The following is a 13,906-nucleotide window of genomic DNA, read 5'->3' as shown; positions in this document are numbered from 1 at the left end:
ATGACAACCGTTGATGCAGAAGCCGCTTCTAGGCCGCGCTGAAGCGGCGATGGCGATAGATCAGCCCCGCCCCGCGCCCTGCACCGCCGAGGCCCGCGACCTCGCCGATCACGATGCGATGACTGGCGACGTCATGCGTCGCGACCAGCCGGCAGTCGAAGGCCGAGATCGCGTCGAGCAGGACCGGCGCCCCGGTGGCGAGCGTTCCCCAGCGGGCCGTCTCGAAGCGCGCCTCGCCCTCGATGCCCCGCCGGCTGGCGAAGATCTCCGCGAGATCGACGAGCTGTTCCGGCAAGGTGTTGATGCAAAAGACTCCGCTCGCCTCGATCGCCGCCAGCGTGCGGCTGCCCCGCGCGATGCAGGCGAGAACCGTCGGCGGCGAATCGGAAACGGAGGCGACGGCCGTCGCCGTCAGCCCAATGCGCCCGCCTGGCCCGTCGGTGGTCACGACATGCACGGCGCTTGCGACCTGCGCCATGGCATCGCGGAAGACATGAGCGTCCGGATGGTCCAGTGGCGGCAAGGGGTGAACGGTCTTCGTCATCGGCTCGATCGGTTCGATGTCCCGGCTCCGGCGGAACAGCAGTCCATGTAGAGACTAGAAAGCGCCGGCGCCAGCCATGGCACGGCCGGCGGCTCGCTCCGACACGCCGTCGGATAATAGCAGATGGCCCTCCCGCTTCCGTTAACGGGCCGTCCTCGAAGCGGGCGCTGCAGCTTGATATCGCCAGGCCGATCGATCAGGCTCGGGTGATGTCGGCTGCCGGCGGCCGGGCCGGAGCCTGATCGGTGCCGCCGGCGAACGAAGCGGGCCGGCGTTCCGACCAAGGAGCTCCCGATGGCCTTCGCCTGCACGATTCCCGCCACGCCGACCGTCCAGCAGGACGACGAGACGATCCGGATCACCCGCTGGGATTTCGAGCCCGGCGCCGTGACCGGCTGGCACGAGCATGGCTGGCCCTATTTCGTCATCATGCTGACCGCCGGAACGCTGCGAATCCACAACGGCACCGATGTCTCGTACGTGCCGCTGGCGCAGGGCCAGGCCTATATGCGCCCGGCCGGCATCCGCCACGACGTCATGAACGGCTCCGACCACCCGATCGCCTTCGTCGAGATCGAGGTGAAGCAGCCCGGAGCCCTCAAGGAACTCTCGTTGCCGTGACGGAGAAGGCCTAGCAGGCACTGCCGAACCGCACGGCGACGCGGTGCCCTGCCATGCGTTTTTCCGATCCGACGATCGACTTTTCGTATTCGTCTTTTGGATAACCCGCCCTCAGGCGCATGGCAGATCATCATCGCCCCGATGGCAGGAAATGCGGTCCAGCCAAGTTTTCACAGCCCGCAACGCAATCATCATGCGCAAAATGCCCACTGTCCCGCAGAGTATTCTGCACATTTTCGCGCCGTTTCGTTCGTAATTGCTTTTGACAGAAATTTGGCGCGGAGCGATTGTCCCCAGCACGAGCCGTTGGTAGCTCTGCACGGCAATCGCATCCCGCATGCGCCGGTGTCATGCCGGTGACGAGAACGGGAGCTGGTTCGAGGGGTCGGCGTTTTCATGGAAGTCTTCCTGCAGCAGCTCATCAACGGGCTGACACTGGGATCGATCTACGGTCTCATCGCCATCGGCTACACGATGGTGTTCGGCATCATCGGCATGGTGAACTTCGCCCATGGCGACATCTTCATGCTCTCCGCCTTCATCGCGCTGATCTTCTTCATGCTGATCACGGCGGTGGTCGGCACCGGCGCCGGCATGGTCATGCTGGCGCTGATCGTGGTGCTGGGGCTGGCGATGTTCTTCACCTCGCTGTGGAACTGGACGATCGAGCGGGTGGCCTACCGGCCGCTGCGCGGCTCCTTCCGCCTGGCGCCGCTGATCTCGGCCATCGGCATGTCGATCTTCCTGATGAACTTCGTGCAGGTCGTGCAGGGCCCGCGCAACAAGTCGATCCCGCCGCTGCTCAACAAGTCGATCACCCTGATCGAGAGCACGACCTATTCGGTCCAGATTTCCTACAAGCAGATCGTCATCATCCTGACGACGGCGGTGCTGCTCGCGGCCTTCTGGTACATCGTGCAGAAGACGCCGCTCGGCCGCGCCCAGCGCGCCTGCGAGCAGGACCGCAAGATGGCGGCGCTGCTCGGCATCGACGTCGACCGCACGATCTCGATCACCTTCGTCATGGGCGCTGCGCTCGCGGCGGTGGCAGGCGTGATGTATCTCGTGCTCTACGGCGTCGTGAACTTCGCCGACGGCTTCACGCCCGGCGTCAAGGCCTTCACCGCGGCGGTGCTCGGCGGCATCGGCTCCTTGCCCGGCGCGGTCATCGGCGGCCTGCTGATCGGCCTGATCGAGGTGATGTGGTCGGCCTATTTCACGATCGACTACAAGGACGTCGCCGCCTTCACGATCCTGGCGATCGTGCTGGTCTTCATGCCCTCCGGCCTGCTTGGGCGCCCGGAAGTCGAGAAGGTCTGAGCTCATGGCGAACAACCCGACCGCAAACCCGGCCGCTCCCGGCCGCGACCTGAAGGCGGCCTTCAAGGAGGCCGGCTTCGCCGCCCTCGTCACGCTGGGCCTCTGCATCCCGATCATCGCCTGGGGTACGCGCCAGAACATGGACAATGTCCTGGTGCTAGACCCGCGCTGGGATGCCGTCGCCTGGGCCGTCGCCATTGTCTTCGTCGGCCGCTTCCTGGTCGCTCTGCGCAAGCAGAGCAAAGACGAAGGCAAGGCCACCGTGCGCCTCCTGCCGCACGGCACGATCGCTTTCTTCCAGCGCAACTCCCGCATCTTCTCGCTGTTCGGACTGGGTTTCCTTGTCACCTTCCCGGCAATCGCGATCGGCTTGGCCGGCTGGGGCGGCGCGCTCAAGTGGATCGACAATTTCGGCGTCCAGATCCTGATCTACGTGATGCTCGGCTGGGGCCTGAACATCGTCGTCGGCCTCGCCGGCCTGCTCGATCTCGGCTACGTCGCCTTCTATGCCGTCGGCGCCTATTCCTACGCGCTGCTGGCCAAGAATTTCGGCCTGTCCTTCTGGCTGCTGCTGCCGCTCGCCGGCATCCTCGCCGCCTTCTGGGGCATGCTGCTCGGCTTCCCGGTGCTGCGTCTGCGCGGCGACTATCTCGCCATCGTGACGCTGGCCTTCGGCGAGATCATCCGCCTCGTCCTGATCAACTGGACGGAGTTCTCGAACGGCTATGCCGGCATTTCCGGCATTCCGCGCCCCACCTTCTTCGGCATTCCCTTCACGGCGGCGGATAATGGTTTCGCCGCCGTCTTCGGTCTGGAGTTCACGCCGCTCTACCGAACGATCTTCCTCTATTATCTCATCCTGTGCCTGGCGCTGCTGACTGCCTTCGTCACGCTGCGCCTGCGCCGCCTGCCGGTCGGGCGCGCCTGGGAGGCTCTGCGCGAGGACGAGATCGCCTGCCGCTCGCTCGGCATCAACACCACCAACACCAAGCTCACCGCCTTCTCGATCGGCGCCATGTTCGGCGGCTTCGCCGGCGCCTTCTTCTCGGCACGGCAGGGTTTCATTTCGCCTGAATCCTTCGTCTTCATGGAATCGGCCGTGATCCTCGCCATCGTGGTGCTCGGCGGCATGGGCTCGCTCTGGGGCTGCGCCATCGCGGCGATCGCGATGATCGGTGGCACCGAGCTCCTGCGCGAACTCGAATGGATGAAGCAGATCTTCGGCAACGACTTCGACCCGACGAAGTACCGCATGCTGATCTTCGGCTTCGCCATGGTGGTGATTATGATCTGGAAGCCGCGCGGCCTGATCTCGACCCGCGAACCCACCGCCTTCCTCAAGGAGAAGAAGGCGATCTCCGCCGACATGGTTCAAGAGGGGCACGGCTGATGGCCACCAACGCTCCCCAGCTCACCCCGCAGGGCCGTGCCCTGCTGGAGGTGGAGCAGGTCACCATGCGCTTCGGCGGCCTCACCGCCGTCAACGCCCTCTCCTTCCAGGCCCGCAAGGGCGAGATCACCGCGCTGATCGGCCCCAACGGCGCCGGCAAGACCACGGTGTTCAACTGCATCACCGGCTTCTACAAGCCGACGCAGGGCATGGTTTCGCTCAACCATGACGATGGTTCGAGCTACCTGCTCGAGCGCATGCCGGACTTCCGCATCTCGTGGAAGGCCAAGGTCGCCCGCACCTTCCAGAACATCCGCCTGTTCGGCGGCATGACGGTGCTGGAAAACCTGCTGGTCGCCCAGCACAACCCGCTGATGGCCGCATCCGGCTTCACCTTCCTCGGCGTGCTCGGTATCGGCGGCTACAAGGCCCGCGAGAAGGAAGCGATCGAGAAGGCCAAGTTCTGGCTCGACAAGATCAACCTCACGCATCGCGCCGACGATCCCGCGGCCGACCTGCCTTATGGCGATCAGCGCCGGCTGGAGATCGCACGGGCCATGTGTACCGACCCCGTCCTGCTCTGCCTGGACGAGCCGGCCGCGGGCCTCAACCCGCGCGAGAGCCTAGACCTCAACACGCTGCTCCTCTCGATCCGCAAGGACCTGGGCACGGCGCTGCTGCTGATCGAGCACGACATGTCGGTCGTCATGGAAATCTCGGACCACGTCGTGGTCCTCGACTACGGCACCAAGATCGCCGACGGCACGCCGGCCGAGGTACAGGCCGACCCGAAGGTCATCGCCGCCTATCTCGGCGTCGATGACGAGGAGGTCGAAGAGGTCGAAGCGGAGGTCGGCATCTCGTGACTGCAGCCCAGCCCCTGCTCGCCGTCCGCGGCGTGAAGACCTATTACGGCAAGATCATCGCGCTGAAAGGTGTCGATATCGACGTCAATGCCGGCGAGATCGTCACCATGATCGGCGCCAACGGCGCCGGCAAATCCACGCTGATGATGACGATCTTCGGCAATCCGCAGGCCCGCGAAGGCTCGGTCACCTATGAGGGCCGCGACATCACGCGCATGCCGAGCCACGAGATCGCCCGCCTTGGGATAGCGCAGTCCCCCGAAGGACGCCGCATCTTCCCGCGCATGACGGTGTTCGAGAACCTGCAGATGGGCGCCGCCGTCCGCAATTTCGAGCATTTCGACGAGGATCTCGAAAAGATCTGCGTGCTCTTCCCCCGCATCAAGGAGCGCCTGCAGCAGCGCGGCGGCACGCTCTCGGGCGGCGAGCAGCAGATGGTGGCGATCGCGCGCGCCCTGATGGCGCGCCCGAAGCTCCTGCTGCTCGACGAGCCTTCGCTGGGCCTCGCACCCCTGATCGTGAAGCAGATCTTCGAGGCAATCCGCGAGCTCAACAAGACGCAAGGGCTGACCGTCTTCCTCGTCGAGCAGAACGCCTTCCATGCCCTCAAGCTCGCCCATCGCGGCTACGTGATGGTCAACGGCGTCATCACGATGAGCGGCACCGGCAAGGAGCTGCTTGCCAATCCGCAGGTGCGGGCAGCTTATCTCGAAGGCGGGAGGCACTGACGATGCAGGGCATCCTCTACGAAGAACCGACGATCTGGCTGTTCCTGCTGGTCACCGTCATCATGGGCGGCTGGCTCGCCTGGATGGCCGGCCGCGCCATCGCCTTGACCTGGCGGCCGAACTGGCAGCTCCTCGTCTATATGCTGGTGCTCGGCCTGTTCGTGCGCTTCATCCATTTCGCCCTGTTCCAGGCGACGCTGCTGACGCTGCACTATTACATCGTCGACACGATCCTGCTGATCGCCTTCGGCTATGCCGGGTGGCGCTACACCCGCGCCAAGCAGATGACGCGGCAATATCACTGGCTGTTCGAGCGCGCCGGCCCCTTCGGCTGGAAGGCGCGGGCGGGCGTCGAAATTCGGCCTGAACTACTCTGAAAGTCTGAAGAGCTTGTCGCGTGACAGACCATCGGAAAAGCGCAAGACTGCGGCTCACGGTGGCCATAACGCGCCGAGACGGGCGGCCCGTCCAGCCCGTTGATCAATCAATACAGGGGAGTTGCATCACATGAAGAAACTGCTGTTGGGCGGCATTGCGCTCGGCGCGGTCCTTGCCTTCTCCGGCATGGCCAATGCGCAGATCAAGCTAGGTGTCGGCGGCCCGATCACCGGCCCGAACGCCGCGTTCGGCGCGCAGCTCAAGAACGGCGCCGAGCAGGCCGTCGAGGACATCAACGCCGCCGGCGGCGTCCTCGGCCAGAAGATCACGATCTCGGTCGGCGACGACGTCTCCGATCCGAAGCAGGGCGTCTCGGTCGCCAACAAGTTCGTCGGCGACGGCGTGAAATGGGTGCTCGGCCACTTCAACTCCGGCGTCACCATGCCGGCCTCCGAAGTCTATGCCGAGAACGGCATCCTGATGATCTCGCCTTCGGCCACGAACCCGAAGATCACCGAGCGCGGCCTGTGGAACACCTTCCGCACCTGCGGCCGTGACGACCAGCAGGGCGGCGTCGCTTCGGCGTATCTGATCAAGAACTTCAAGGACAAGAAGATCGCCGTCGTCCACGACAAGACGACCTATGGCCAGGGCCTTGCGGACGAGACCAAGAAGGGTCTCAACGCGGGTGGCGTCAAGGAAGTGCTCTACGAAGGCGTCAACGCCGGCGAGAAGGATTTCTCGGCGCTCGTCTCGAAGATCAAGGCCTCCGGCGCCGACTACCTCTACTGGGGCGGCCTGCACACCGAAGGCGGCCTGATCGTGCGCCAGATGCGCGACCAGGGCCTGAAGACCGTGCTCGTCTCGGGTGACGGCATCACCACCGACGAATTCGCCACGATCGGTGGACCCGGCGTCGAAGGCACGCTGATGACCTTCCCGCCGGACCCGCAGAAGCGCCCGGAGGCGGCCGCCGTCCTCAAGAAGTTCGAGGCCCGCAACTTCAAGCCGGAAGCCTATACGCTCTACAGCTACGCCGCGGTCCAGATCATGGCCGAAGGCGCCAAGCGCGCGAACTCGGTCGATCCCAAGAAGATCGCCGCCGCGCTGCATGGCGGCCAACCGGTCAAGACCGTGATCGGCGATATCGGCTTCGACAAGAAGGGCGACATCACCCGTCCGGACTACACCGTCTACACCTGGAAGAAGGGTGCGGACGGCAAGATCACCTATGTCGAGAATTGATCTCGACGGCTGATCCGACTCCCTAGATCAAGAGCCCGCTTCGGATAGTCCGGGGCGGGCTTTTTCATTGGGAGAGTCGATGGCTTACAGGCAGTCAGCGACCGTCTCGCCCGCGCCCTCCGAATCGCGCCAGCAGGTTGGCGGCCTCGATCAAAGCCATGTTGACGAACATCCGCAGGCTCGGCGCCTGCGCCCGATCAGCCTCGCGGCGCGCCTCGATCAGATGGCCGCTGGCCCGCTCCAGTGCCTCGACATGCTCGTCGTACCCGTCGCCATCGCCATCCGGTCGTCGTTGTGCCTGCGGCATGGGAATGCTCCCTACTGGTTCGGGAGACAACACATGCAAATTTAGGTTGTTCCAACCGTTCGACGGCTACCGGCGGTCGGCCCTCGTCCATTTTAGCCGCGAAACACAGCCTCGCGGATGAAGGTATCGAGCAGGCCGACCAGCCTGTCCGGGTCCTCACGATGCGGGACATGGCCGATGCCGTCTAGGATCGCCACCTCTCCCCGCCCCGCTGCGATGCGCCTGGCATGATCGACGGAGCCGTATTCGTCGTCCCGCCCGTGGACCGCCAGAACCGGGCAGTCGACCTGCGCGAGCGCCTCGTCGAGCGAAAAGCCTGCGAAGGCAGGGTCGAGCCAGGTCCCGATCCAGGCATCGACGACCCAAGCCGGATCGCGATGGTACCGGCTGAGGCGCACGAGATTCTCGGGCTTGGCGAACTCGGCCTGCGCCACCCTGATCCCGTCGCGGATGCGGTCGTCGACGAAGGCCTGCGCGCCCATCGTGATCAGTCCCACGCAATCCTCCTGGAGATACGCCGCGGTTTCGACGGCCATCCCGCCCCCGACGCTATGGCCGCAGGCGATGAAGGAGGAGAAGCCGAGTTGCCGCTGAAGGAGAGGAACGATCTGACGCGCCTCCTCCAGAACAAAATCGATGGCGAGCCTGCCCTGAAACGGGTCGGAGCGCCCAAAACCGAGCCGGTCATAGGCGATGACGCGCCGACCGGTCGCGACGGCCAGCTTTTCCGGAAAGCCGCGCCATAATTCGACACTTCCGAGGGAATCGTGAAACAGCAGGATCGGAGCGATCGAGTCGTCCAGACTCCCCCAGCTACGAGCGAACAGCAGACCTCGGCCTGTCTCGACCTGCCGGTCCTGAACGTCGATTTCAGTCAAGCAAGCCCCCGAAAGCAGAGTGCGGACTGCCGCCCGCCTACTGACTCAATGTCTGCGGAACGACGCTCAAGCTCTTGAGAAAGCCCGCGAAACGCAAGAGACCGTCAGGCCAGGGGCCATGCCCGGATTCGCTGTTGAGGTGGCCGCTATCGCCGGCATCGACGAATTCGGAACCCCAGACTTCGGCCAATTCCTTCGCCTCGTCCTGCGTGCAATAGGGATCGGTCGCGCTGGCGATCAGCACGGAGGGGAATGGCAGCTTCTCGCGCCGATGCGCGATGAAATCCGGCCCGATGCCGGGCACCGCGCCCTTCGCCTTCTCGGAAGCTGGCGCGACCAGGAAGGCGCCGGCAACCTCACCGGGATGCAGATGCTCGGCGGCGAAGGCGATCGCACTGCAGCCGGCCGAGTGCCCGACCAGCACGACGGGGCGTGTGGCGCTGCGCACGGCCTTCACGATCTCATCGGCCCAGACATGGCGCGAGGGCTTGTACCAATCCGCCTGCTCGACGCGGCGCGCCGTCTTGAGCCGGGTTTCCCAGCGGCTCTGCCAATGGTCGGGCCCGGAGCCCGACCAGCCGGGAATGATGAGGATATCGACGTCGGAGGATTTCATGTTTCACGCAGAATTTTTGCGGGTTTACTGCTTTGCTCTCCATCTTCATCTAGCTGATCCACAAGCGGAGCATTGCCCTCTTTGGGACGCTTGGACTTAAGGAAGTTCAGCAAAGTGCGGAAAAGCGCATCCAATAATTCATCCGGCGTCGCCGCAACCTGCGACGTCGGATAGTATTGCGCAGGGCTGTAGTCGATCCCGATTCCAAAAACCTCGATCTCGGAGCGCTCTCGAACAATCTCCATAATCTCTTGAAGGTGATCGCTCAGAATATCCGGTTCATTGGCCGAGAGTGTTGCATCGTCGACCGGCGCCCCATCAGAAATGACGATCAGAGCACGCCGCTCAACCTGTCGAGCCATTAGGCGAGAGCATGCCCACTCGACCGCCTCGCCATCGATATTCTCTTTGAGAAGATCTGGACGCAGCAATAGCGAGAAATTGGCGAGGCGAGCGCTATCCCGCACATCAGCATCAGCAACGACGAGGTGCAGTAGATCGTTGAGGCGGCCGGGCCATCGAGGTTTCCCAGCCTTCACCCAATCTTCTCTACTCCGGCCGCCGCGCCATCCCAGCGTTGTAAAGCCAAGAATCTCGCATTGCATGCCGAACGCCTGCGGCACGACGCCAAACACACCCAGCGCCCCTACTACCATCATCATTTTCTGGCCGCGCATCGAGCCGGACAGGTCGAGTAAAATACACACGGCTGCGTTGCGGCGATCAACGTCAGAAATAATTTCAGCTAGCTGATTGCGCCAGAGCAACGCTCTGATGTTTGCCTCGGCCTGCCACTCCTTCAGCCCAATAGAGCAGGCTTGCTTGCTGGCTTCGAACTCGCGGTGTTGGGCCACATCCATCGGCCCCAAGGCGGCATCCAAGTCTTCGAGACGAATCTCGCGATCATGAGCTTTCGTGAAGACCCGATATTCGTCGGGTGCTGGTAGGTTCGGCACATGCGCGGGCGGCTGGCTGAGCCAACCACCCATACGCTGCAGCATCGAACGCCAGCGCATCGATCAGCTTTCCCCGAACACCCGGTGGAAGATCGTGTCGACATGCTTGAAGTGATAGCCCTCGTCGAACATCGCCTTGAGCTCGGAAGCGGAGAGCTTCTCGGCGACGTCCTTGTCGGCCATCAGATTGGTCAGGAAGTCCTCGCCATGCTCCCAGGTGCGCATCGCGTTGCGCTGGACCATGGCGTAGCTGTCCTCGCGGCTGGCGCCGGCCTGCGTCAGGGCCAGCAGAACGCGCTGCGAGTTATGCAGGCCGCCGAGACGGTCGAGGTTCTTGCGCATGTTCTGCGGGTAGACCAGCAGCTTGTCGACAACCCCGGTAAGGCGCGCCAAGGCGAAATCGAGCGTCACGGTGGCATCGGGGCCGATCATGCGCTCGACCGAGGAATGCGAAATGTCGCGCTCGTGCCAGAGGGCGACGTTCTCAAGCGCCGGCGTGACCATGCCGCGGACGAGACGGGACAGACCGGTCAGGTTCTCGGTCAGGACCGGGTTGCGCTTGTGCGGCATCGCCGAGGAGCCCTTCTGGCCCGGCGAGAAATACTCTTCCGCCTCGTAGACCTCGGTGCGCTGCAGGTGGCGGATCTCGGTCGCGAGCCGCTCGATGCAGGAGGCGACGACGCCAAGTGTGGCGAAATACATCGCGTGACGGTCGCGCGGGATCACCTGGGTCGAGACCGGCTCGACGGTGAGACCCATCTTCTCCGCGACATAGGCTTCGACCTGCGGATCGATATTGGCGAAGGTGCCGACGGCGCCCGAGATCGCGCAGGTCGCGATTTCCGCCCGGGCGGCGACGAGGCGGGCGCGGCAGCGGTCGAACTCGGCATAGGCCTGCGCGAGCTTGAGCCCGAAGGTCACCGGCTCGGCATGGATGCCGTGCGAGCGGCCGATGGTCGGGGTGAGCTTGTGCTCGAAGGCACGGCGCTTGATCGCTGCGAGCAGCGCATCGACATCGGCGATCAGAAGATCGGTGGCGCGCGCGAGCTGGACCGAGAGCGTGGTGTCGAGGATGTCCGACGAGGTCATGCCCTGGTGAACGAAGCGCGCCTCCGGCCCGACGATCTCGGCCAGATGCGTCAGGAAGGCGATGACGTCATGCTTGGTGACGCGCTCGATCTCGTCGATGCGCTCGACGTCGAAGACGGCGTCCTTGGCCTTGGCCCAGATCGTCGCGGCAGCTTCCTTCGGCACCACGCCGAGCTCCGCGAGCTTGTCGGTCGCATGCGCCTCGATCTCGAACCAGATGCGGAACCGGGTCTGCGGCTCCCAGATGGCAACCATCTCGGGGCGGGAATAGCGCGGGATCATCGTCTCGTCCTTGTCACCCAATGAGCCCTCATCCTGAGGAGCGCTCTGAAAGAGCGCGTCTCGAAGGATGATCCAGCGCACTCTGGAGCATCCTTCGAGACGCCGCTTCGCGGCTCCTCAGGATGAGGGCTGCGATACCATCAAACCCACGACCCGCGCGCGGCTTCGGCCGCCCCACGGATCGCTTCGATATTGCCGGCATAGGCCGAAGGCCCGCCCTTGAACACGGCCGAGCCGGCGACCAGCGTATCGGCGCCGGCCTTGACGACCAGCGGCGCCGTCTCGGGCGTCACCCCGCCGTCGATCTCGAGCGTGATCGGCCGGTCGCCGATCAGCGCCTTCACCTGCGCAACCTTCTCGACCACCGAACGGATGAAGCTCTGCCCGCCGAAGCCCGGATTGACCGTCATCAGCAGGATCAGGTCGACATCCTCGATCAGGGCTTCGGCGGCGCTCGCCGGCGTGCCGGGATTGAGCACGATGCCGGCCTGCTTGCCCTGCGCCTTGATGGCCTGGAGCGTGCGGTGCGGATGCGGACCGGCCTCGACATGGAAGGAGATCAGGTCGGCACCGGCCTTGGCGAAGGCTTCGACATAGGGGTCGACGGGCGCGATCATCAGATGCACGTCGAAGAACTTCTGGGTATGCGGGCGGATCGCCTTGAGCACATCGGGACCGAAGGTGATATTCGGCACGAAATGCCCGTCCATCACGTCGCAATGGATCCAGTCGGCACCGGCAGCGTCGACCGCGCGCACCTCCTCGCCGAGTTTGGCGAAATCGGCCGAGAGGATCGAGGGGGCGATGCGGATGGGACGGGTCATGCCCGGGGGTTTAACGCCATGCCCCTGACGCTGCAATCACGCGGAGCGCAATTTCACCGGAAAGGACAGCCTGCGGTCCGCTTCCGCCATCTCCGCCACGACCTGCGCGAAGGCCGGGCGCAGCTTCAGGCGCGCATACCACTCCGCCAGCCCCGGATAGCCGTCGAGCGAGGGCCCGCCGAGCCGGCGGATGAAAAGCATGCTCATGAACAGCGCGATATCCGCCATCGACAACCGGCCACCGAAGAACGGACGCCCCGCCAGCTTCTGCTCCAGCACGTCGTAATGGCGCAGCAGCCCCTCCTCGGCGATCAGCGCATCGGCCTCCTGCGCAATGCGGCGGTCGCGATCCGGCGAAGGCGGCTCCGTACGGTGCATCAGCGGCTTTAGGGCCTGGAACAGGATCTCGTCGCCATAGAGCTCGTCGAGCCGGCAGCGGGCCCGATCGACCGGCGAGTCCGGCATCAGCTTCGGCTCGGGATAGGCCTCGTCGAGATATTCGTTGATCACCGTGGAATCGTAGAGCACGAGCCCGCAATCGGTCAGCACCGGCACCTGACGCTTCGGATTGAGCGCCAGCACCTCCGGATGGCGAGGGTCATAGCCCGTCGTCTGGTTGAACGGCACCATGATGCGCTGGAAGGCCAGGCCCTTCTCGGTCAGCGCGATCTCGACCTTGCGAGAGAACAGGCTCAACGGCCCGGAATAGAGTGTGATCATGGCACGGCTCTCCTGCGACGGGGAAAGCCTCGCAAGCCCCAGCGTCAACGCCCGTCAGCAGCCTCCCGGCGCCGAATCCGGGCGGCAATGCCGCCAAGCAACCAGGGCAGCAGGTAGATCGGGAACTGCGCCAGCGCGAAATAGAGGAAGGTGGTCGGCGAGACCCCTGCCCCCAGAGCAGCGACCAGCAGACCCATGTTCCGCTGCCCGGTGCCGTAGCCGATCATGAAGCGCTCGGAGGCCGGCAGCAGCCGCAGCACCAGCCAGCTCGATGCCAATCCGGCAGCCGAAACCGCGAAGACGCATCCGAGCACGAACAGCACGAGCCGGGGATTGTCGAGCGCGGCCTTGGTCACGCCGTCCATCGCCGCGATCGCGAAGATGAAGTACATCAGCACGCCGAAGCCATCGAGATTGGCCTTCATGGCCTTGATCCGGGCAAGGCCGAGCCAGAACCGGATCGCAGCCGCCACCGCCATGCCGCCGCCGATGAAGATCAGGAGCCTCAGCGTCAGCGCCCAGCGGTCGAGCGGCACCGCGGCACCTGCGAGCAACTCAACCAGGATCGGTGCGACGATCGGGCTCACGATCGTGGTCAGGATGACGCTGGCGATGATCAGCGAGGGCTCGAAGCCGTAGAGGATCGCGACCGCCGGCGAGGACATGATCGGCGGCGCCGCCCCCATGATCGCCAGCCCCAGCACGATGCCGGGATCGAGGTTCTCGCGCCCGACCAGCAGCAGCGCCCCGCCGATCAGCAGCACCGGGCCCACGATCAGCCAGGCACAGCTCGCCGCGAGCTTGGCCGGGCGCCGCAGCAGCCCGAGCGTCACGCTCATGTCGAGCCGCATGAACACGACCGTGGTGAAGCAGAAGATCGTGATAGGCAGTGCCGGCCGCGCCATCGCCGAGAATTGCGGCAGCGCGAGGCCGAGGAAGATCGAGAGCGCGAAGCCTTGCGTGCCATGGCGGCCGAGCCACGCAAGCGCGGCAGCGAGGAAGGCAGCGGGATGCATCGGCTTGGGCTCTGGAATCGCTCTCGAAACAGACGCACACTGGCTGAAGGCAGGCGCAGCGTCACCTGCCGGCGATGCGGGCCGGTCCTGCGCCGGCATAAAATTGCGCACCGCATAACCGAGAGG

Annotated in this window: 16 protein-coding genes; 7 read left to right on the top strand and 9 right to left on the bottom strand. The window is 64.6% G+C overall.

Annotated features, from left to right (window positions below; genetic code table 11):
- Positions 1 to 28: 28 nt before the first annotated feature.
- Entirely contained in the window at positions 29 to 544 is a 516-nt protein-coding gene (locus Q9235_RS15950) for a flavin reductase family protein (protein ID WP_306222743.1), read from the bottom strand.
- Positions 545 to 838: 294 nt separating this feature from the next.
- On the opposite strand from Q9235_RS15950, the gene Q9235_RS15945 reads away from it, so the two are divergent.
- The 7 genes from Q9235_RS15945 (at position 839) to Q9235_RS15915 (ending at position 7,092) form a co-directional block, all read left to right on the top strand.
- Positions 839 to 1,165 carry a cupin domain-containing protein gene (locus Q9235_RS15945; RefSeq protein WP_306222741.1) on the top strand — a complete coding sequence of 109 codons (327 nt, stop codon included), beginning with the start codon at positions 839 to 841 and terminating at the stop codon, positions 1,163 to 1,165.
- Positions 1,166 to 1,561: 396 nt separating this feature from the next.
- Positions 1,562 to 2,485 (top strand): branched-chain amino acid ABC transporter permease, encoded by a 924-nt coding sequence (locus Q9235_RS15940; protein WP_306222740.1) that lies wholly within the window; start codon positions 1,562 to 1,564, stop codon positions 2,483 to 2,485.
- Positions 2,486 to 2,489: 4 nt separating this feature from the next.
- On the top strand, positions 2,490 to 3,875 hold the full coding sequence (gene livM, locus Q9235_RS15935; protein ID WP_306222739.1) for a high-affinity branched-chain amino acid ABC transporter permease LivM: 1,386 nt from the start codon (positions 2,490 to 2,492) through the stop codon (positions 3,873 to 3,875).
- Complete coding sequence (locus Q9235_RS15930; RefSeq protein ID WP_306222738.1) at positions 3,875 to 4,741, top strand: ABC transporter ATP-binding protein; 867 nt, start codon at positions 3,875 to 3,877, stop codon at positions 4,739 to 4,741. The genes livM and Q9235_RS15930 overlap by 1 nt, the downstream gene beginning before the upstream one ends.
- Positions 4,738 to 5,469 (top strand): ABC transporter ATP-binding protein, encoded by a 732-nt coding sequence (locus Q9235_RS15925; protein WP_306222736.1) that lies wholly within the window; start codon positions 4,738 to 4,740, stop codon positions 5,467 to 5,469. Before Q9235_RS15930 ends, Q9235_RS15925 begins: the two co-directional genes overlap by 4 nt.
- A 2-nt stretch (positions 5,470 to 5,471) precedes the next feature.
- Positions 5,472 to 5,846, top strand: coding sequence for a DUF6867 family protein (locus tag Q9235_RS15920; RefSeq protein ID WP_306222734.1), 375 nt, complete (start codon positions 5,472 to 5,474; stop codon positions 5,844 to 5,846).
- Positions 5,847 to 5,976: 130 nt separating this feature from the next.
- The gene (locus tag Q9235_RS15915; RefSeq protein ID WP_306222733.1) at positions 5,977 to 7,092 is read left to right on the top strand and encodes a branched-chain amino acid ABC transporter substrate-binding protein; all 1,116 of its coding nucleotides are present in this window, start codon (positions 5,977 to 5,979) and stop codon (positions 7,090 to 7,092) included.
- A 94-nt stretch (positions 7,093 to 7,186) separates the two neighbouring features.
- Here the strand turns inward: Q9235_RS15915 and Q9235_RS15910 are convergent, their stop codons facing one another.
- From Q9235_RS15910 to Q9235_RS15875, 8 genes are all read right to left on the bottom strand, one after another.
- Positions 7,187 to 7,399 (bottom strand): hypothetical protein, encoded by a 213-nt coding sequence (locus Q9235_RS15910; protein WP_306222732.1) that lies wholly within the window; start codon positions 7,397 to 7,399, stop codon positions 7,187 to 7,189.
- A 92-nt stretch (positions 7,400 to 7,491) separates the two neighbouring features.
- Positions 7,492 to 8,277: an alpha/beta fold hydrolase gene (locus Q9235_RS15905; protein ID WP_306222731.1), complete on the bottom strand. Its 786-nt coding sequence runs from the start codon at positions 8,275 to 8,277 to the stop codon at positions 7,492 to 7,494.
- 37 nt (positions 8,278 to 8,314) lie between these two features.
- Positions 8,315 to 8,893: an RBBP9/YdeN family alpha/beta hydrolase gene (locus Q9235_RS15900; protein WP_306222730.1), complete on the bottom strand. Its 579-nt coding sequence runs from the start codon at positions 8,891 to 8,893 to the stop codon at positions 8,315 to 8,317.
- Positions 8,890 to 9,909: a cobaltochelatase CobT-related protein gene (locus Q9235_RS15895; protein ID WP_306222729.1), complete on the bottom strand. Its 1,020-nt coding sequence runs from the start codon at positions 9,907 to 9,909 to the stop codon at positions 8,890 to 8,892. The genes Q9235_RS15900 and Q9235_RS15895 overlap by 4 nt, the downstream gene beginning before the upstream one ends.
- Positions 9,910 to 9,912: 3 nt before the next feature.
- Complete coding sequence (gene purB, locus Q9235_RS15890) at positions 9,913 to 11,220, bottom strand: adenylosuccinate lyase (RefSeq protein ID WP_306228302.1); 1,308 nt, start codon at positions 11,218 to 11,220, stop codon at positions 9,913 to 9,915.
- 140 nt (positions 11,221 to 11,360) lie between these two features.
- Positions 11,361 to 12,044 (bottom strand): ribulose-phosphate 3-epimerase, encoded by a 684-nt coding sequence (gene rpe / locus Q9235_RS15885; RefSeq protein ID WP_306222728.1) that lies wholly within the window; start codon positions 12,042 to 12,044, stop codon positions 11,361 to 11,363.
- A 36-nt stretch (positions 12,045 to 12,080) separates the two neighbouring features.
- Positions 12,081 to 12,764 (bottom strand): glutathione S-transferase family protein, encoded by a 684-nt coding sequence (locus Q9235_RS15880; protein ID WP_306222726.1) that lies wholly within the window; start codon positions 12,762 to 12,764, stop codon positions 12,081 to 12,083.
- Between the two features lie 44 nt (positions 12,765 to 12,808).
- Complete coding sequence (locus Q9235_RS15875; RefSeq protein WP_306222725.1) at positions 12,809 to 13,780, bottom strand: hypothetical protein; 972 nt, start codon at positions 13,778 to 13,780, stop codon at positions 12,809 to 12,811.
- Positions 13,781 to 13,906: the final 126 nt, after the last annotated feature.

Source organism: Bosea beijingensis, assembly GCF_030758975.1.
Lineage (GTDB): Bacteria > Pseudomonadota > Alphaproteobacteria > Rhizobiales > Beijerinckiaceae > Allobosea > Allobosea beijingensis.
The sequence above is the reverse complement of the archived record's forward strand: the minus strand, read 5'-3'. Positions and strand labels throughout refer to the sequence as shown.

Excerpts from the sequence above, each read along its gene's own strand:
- Q9235_RS15950 (WP_306222743.1), bottom strand. The coding sequence starts at position 544 with ATGACGAAGACCGTTCACCCCTTGCCGCCACTGGACCATCCGGACGCT.
- Q9235_RS15945 (WP_306222741.1), top strand. The coding sequence starts at position 839 with ATGGCCTTCGCCTGCACGATTCCCGCCACGCCGACCGTCCAGCAGGAC.
- Q9235_RS15940 (WP_306222740.1), top strand. The coding sequence starts at position 1,562 with ATGGAAGTCTTCCTGCAGCAGCTCATCAACGGGCTGACACTGGGATCG.
- livM (WP_306222739.1), top strand. The coding sequence starts at position 2,490 with ATGGCGAACAACCCGACCGCAAACCCGGCCGCTCCCGGCCGCGACCTG.
- Q9235_RS15930 (WP_306222738.1), top strand. The coding sequence starts at position 3,875 with ATGGCCACCAACGCTCCCCAGCTCACCCCGCAGGGCCGTGCCCTGCTG.
- Q9235_RS15920 (WP_306222734.1), top strand. The coding sequence starts at position 5,472 with ATGCAGGGCATCCTCTACGAAGAACCGACGATCTGGCTGTTCCTGCTG.
- Q9235_RS15915 (WP_306222733.1), top strand. The coding sequence starts at position 5,977 with ATGAAGAAACTGCTGTTGGGCGGCATTGCGCTCGGCGCGGTCCTTGCC.
- Q9235_RS15910 (WP_306222732.1), bottom strand. The coding sequence starts at position 7,399 with ATGCCGCAGGCACAACGACGACCGGATGGCGATGGCGACGGGTACGAC.
- Q9235_RS15900 (WP_306222730.1), bottom strand. The coding sequence starts at position 8,893 with ATGAAATCCTCCGACGTCGATATCCTCATCATTCCCGGCTGGTCGGGC.
- Q9235_RS15895 (WP_306222729.1), bottom strand. The coding sequence starts at position 9,909 with ATGCGCTGGCGTTCGATGCTGCAGCGTATGGGTGGTTGGCTCAGCCAG.
- purB (WP_306228302.1), bottom strand. The coding sequence starts at position 11,220 with ATGATCCCGCGCTATTCCCGCCCCGAGATGGTTGCCATCTGGGAGCCG.
- rpe (WP_306222728.1), bottom strand. The coding sequence starts at position 12,044 with ATGACCCGTCCCATCCGCATCGCCCCCTCGATCCTCTCGGCCGATTTC.
- Q9235_RS15880 (WP_306222726.1), bottom strand. The coding sequence starts at position 12,764 with ATGATCACACTCTATTCCGGGCCGTTGAGCCTGTTCTCTCGCAAGGTC.
- Q9235_RS15875 (WP_306222725.1), bottom strand. The coding sequence starts at position 13,780 with ATGCATCCCGCTGCCTTCCTCGCTGCCGCGCTTGCGTGGCTCGGCCGC.